At 46.1% G+C, this 2,929-nt stretch carries 5 protein-coding genes; 3 read left to right on the forward strand and 2 right to left on the reverse strand.

What is annotated here, in order from left to right; genetic code table 11:
- The coding region (locus O9295_RS24740; RefSeq protein ID WP_288035956.1) for a photosynthetic reaction center family protein at positions 1 to 775 on the reverse strand (775 nt) is incomplete at its 3' end.
- 468 nt (positions 776 to 1,243) lie between these two features.
- Between O9295_RS24740 and O9295_RS24745 the strand changes: the two genes are divergently transcribed.
- On the forward strand, positions 1,244 to 1,579 hold the full coding sequence (locus tag O9295_RS24745) for a DUF433 domain-containing protein (RefSeq protein WP_052276470.1): 336 nt from the start codon (positions 1,244 to 1,246) through the stop codon (positions 1,577 to 1,579).
- Positions 1,576 to 1,935: a DUF5615 family PIN-like protein gene (locus O9295_RS24750; RefSeq protein ID WP_110580521.1), complete on the forward strand. Its 360-nt coding sequence runs from the start codon at positions 1,576 to 1,578 to the stop codon at positions 1,933 to 1,935. Before O9295_RS24745 ends, O9295_RS24750 begins: the two co-directional genes overlap by 4 nt.
- 7 nt (positions 1,936 to 1,942) lie before the next feature.
- Here O9295_RS24750 and O9295_RS24755 read toward each other — a convergent pair whose 3' ends face one another.
- Positions 1,943 to 2,107, reverse strand: coding sequence for a hypothetical protein (locus O9295_RS24755; protein ID WP_288035958.1), 165 nt, complete (start codon positions 2,105 to 2,107; stop codon positions 1,943 to 1,945).
- Positions 2,108 to 2,278: 171 nt separating this feature from the next.
- On the opposite strand from O9295_RS24755, the gene O9295_RS24760 reads away from it, so the two are divergent.
- The gene (locus O9295_RS24760; RefSeq protein ID WP_288035960.1) at positions 2,279 to 2,782 is read left to right on the forward strand and encodes a thermonuclease family protein; all 504 of its coding nucleotides are present in this window, start codon (positions 2,279 to 2,281) and stop codon (positions 2,780 to 2,782) included.
- The last annotated feature ends 147 nt before the right edge of the window (positions 2,783 to 2,929 follow it).

Here is a 2,929-nt window from a genome sequence, read left to right on the forward strand (position 1 = left end):
TTAAACGTCCGAAGTAACCGTGAGCGGCAACGATATTGTAGGTTTCTTCTTCTTGACCGAATTTGTAACCGTAGTTCTGAGATTCGATTTCCGTGGTTTCACGCACTAAGGAAGAAGTTACTAGAGAACCGTGCATCGCGGAGAACAGAGAACCGCCGAACACACCGGCAACACCTAACATATGGAAGGGGTGCATCAGAATGTTATGTTCTGCTTGGAACACGAACATAAAGTTGAAGGTTCCAGAGATTCCTAAAGGCATACCATCAGAGAAGGAACCTTGTCCGATGGGATAGATTAAGAATACAGCAGTAGCGGCGGATACCGGTGCAGAGTAAGCTACACAAATCCAAGGACGCATTCCTAAACGGAAAGACAGTTCCCACTGACGACCGAGGTAGCAGAAGACACCTAGTAAGAAGTGGAAAATGACTAACTGGTAAGGACCACCGTTGTATAACCACTCATCTAAGGAAGCAGCTTCCCAGATGGGGTAGAAGTGGAGTCCAATCGCGTTGGAGGAGGGAACAACCGCACCGGAGATGATGTTGTTTCCGTAGAGTAGAGAACCAGCTACAGGCTCGCGGATACCGTCGATATCTACAGGAGGAGCGGCGATAAAGGCGATGATGAAGCAGGTGGTGGCGGTGAGCAGGGTGGGGATCATGATGACACCGAACCAGCCGACATAAAGACGGTTGTTGGTGCTGGTGATCCACTGACAAAACTGCTCCCACAGGGAAGCACTCTCGCGCTGTTGTAAGGTGGTGGTCATTGGTTTATGAGTGCGGTTTGATTGATTTATGATGTTCTCATCTTAAGGGTTATGTAACGGTTTGTAAAGAAGTTTGACGATATTGTTACTTATGCTATTGATAAGTTTAGCTGATATTAGAGGGGGGAAAAATAGAGAGTCCTTACTCATCGGGAAGTTTTAGCATTGGCAACAGATGAGGCTATTTTTTGAGGACGGGGAGCTATGTCACCGGCAAGGCAGCCTTTCTTGCACTTCATCCCTGGAAGTAGAAACACCTTTTCAGTTAAGTACCTAAGCAAAATTAATTACACATATCTAACCCCCTCTTGCCTTTTGCCTCTTGCATGAGTGCCTATCTTTACTAAGAAATTAATTTTGCACGACTACTTATCAGTGAACAGTTATCAAAGAGCCGGACTGATAACTGTTCACTGATAACTGGTAGCGGTGCTACAATTAAAAGAAAAAGTTTGCTCCAAGAAAACCATGCAACTAGAAGAATACTTTGAAGTTTTTGAGCCAGATGACATCCGCATTAAAGGACATCGCATTGGGATTGAGGATGTCATCAACTACCATTTAAAAGGTTATACTTCCCAGCAGATTCTCCAAGAGTTACCCACCTTAAACCTAGAGAAAATTTACGCTACTCTCACCTATTACTATCAAAATAAGACCCTGATAGATGCTTATCTTCAGCGCCTCCGTGACTGGCAGGAAGAACAATACCAGCAGTGGTTAAATACCGAGCCATCCCCCCTGATTCAACGCCTAAGACAACTAAAACTAAAACGGAAACAGCAAGAACTAAACCTCGCATGAAAATCCGGTTTTTGTTAGATGAAAACTTATCCCCAGACCTCAAAATATCTCTGTTGCGATTGAATCCTAATCTCGATATTTTGCGAGTAGGTGAACCCGATGCACCACCACTGGGAACTTTAGACCCAGAAATCCTAGATTATGTTGCGTCATTTCAACGGTTGTTAGTTACCAATAATCGTCGCAGTATGCCTGGACACCTGAAGAACCATTGGGATAAGGGTGGACGTATTTGGGGTTTACTATGGTTGCGCCCCAGTGCTAATTTAGAAATCTGGGCAGAAGAATTATATCTGATTTGGGAAGCATCCGAAGCAGAAGAATGGATTGACCGAGTTGATTGGATTCCCTTTTAAATCTTCGCTATTTTTCGATCTTACCAGCGATCGCATCTAGCCTTGTTTTGATTCCGGTCATCCACTGGTTAAACTCGGCCGATTGCCAGTCGATCACTTCCTTGCGTTGTCTTATCTCATCGGTTGTTTTTTCGGGAGCCTCTAACCGGGTATTTAATTCTGTAATCATCATTGCCTCAAGTATCGATGGATTCTTTACGGCAGGGAACTTGACATATTAATCAATGGGAATCAACCTCTTTACGGAAATTTTGCCGTTGACATCCTCACCACCGTAAAATAGACGGCGATTACCAATCCCGACGATTTGGTTTTCCTTGCCACCGTCATGCACCCAAAAACCATGAAGCGCCTTTTCCTTTTAGCGATCGCCTTACTGTTGGTGTCCTGTCAGAACCTTCCCGCCTCAACCTTGGCCAATGCCCGCACTTGCACGGTGGTCAAGGGTTCGGTACACGACGGCGACACGATTAGGGTCGATTGTGACGGAAAACAGCAGAGAATCCGATTCGCCTGTGTTGATGCCCCAGAAATCAAACAGGAAAACGGCATCGTTAGTCGTGACCACTTGCGATCGCTTCTTAACCAGGCAAATAACCAAGTCACTATCAATGCTATCGATACAGATCGCTTCGGGCGTACTGTGGCCGAGGTGTACGCCAACGGTCAGCTAGTTCAACTGCAGCAGGTAAAGGACGGTATGGTTTGGGCTTACGATCGATTCAAGGCTGACTGTCCCAGCTGGAAGGAAATCGAAAGGGCTTTTACCGAAACTCGATCGAACCGCAAGGGAATTTTCGGGGGAAACCCGGTGCCACCCTGGGAATGGCGACGACGGAATCGCTAGTTTTTTACCCACATTCCGCACCCTAAGTGTCACAACGTCTCAAAAGAGGAAGGGGCGTGAGTCAAAATACTTATCTAGAGGAGTGAGTTGGCGGCAAGCTGCCGGCAACTAAGCCGAAAATTTCAGAGTTCCCCCGGTCATTCTCAA

The organism is Microcystis sp. LE18-22.4A (assembly GCF_027531105.1).
Classification (GTDB): domain Bacteria; phylum Cyanobacteriota; class Cyanobacteriia; order Cyanobacteriales; family Microcystaceae; genus Microcystis; species Microcystis aeruginosa.

What these genes read in the sequence shown, in the direction of transcription:
- O9295_RS24755 (WP_288035958.1), bottom strand. Translation starts at nt 2,107, where the DNA reads ATGATGATTACAGAATTAAATACCCGGTTAGAGGCTCCCGAAAAAACA.
- O9295_RS24750 (WP_110580521.1), top strand. Translation starts at nt 1,576, where the DNA reads ATGAAAATCCGGTTTTTGTTAGATGAAAACTTATCCCCAGACCTCAAA.
- O9295_RS24760 (WP_288035960.1), top strand. Translation starts at nt 2,279, where the DNA reads ATGAAGCGCCTTTTCCTTTTAGCGATCGCCTTACTGTTGGTGTCCTGT.
- O9295_RS24745 (WP_052276470.1), top strand. Translation starts at nt 1,244, where the DNA reads ATGCAACTAGAAGAATACTTTGAAGTTTTTGAGCCAGATGACATCCGC.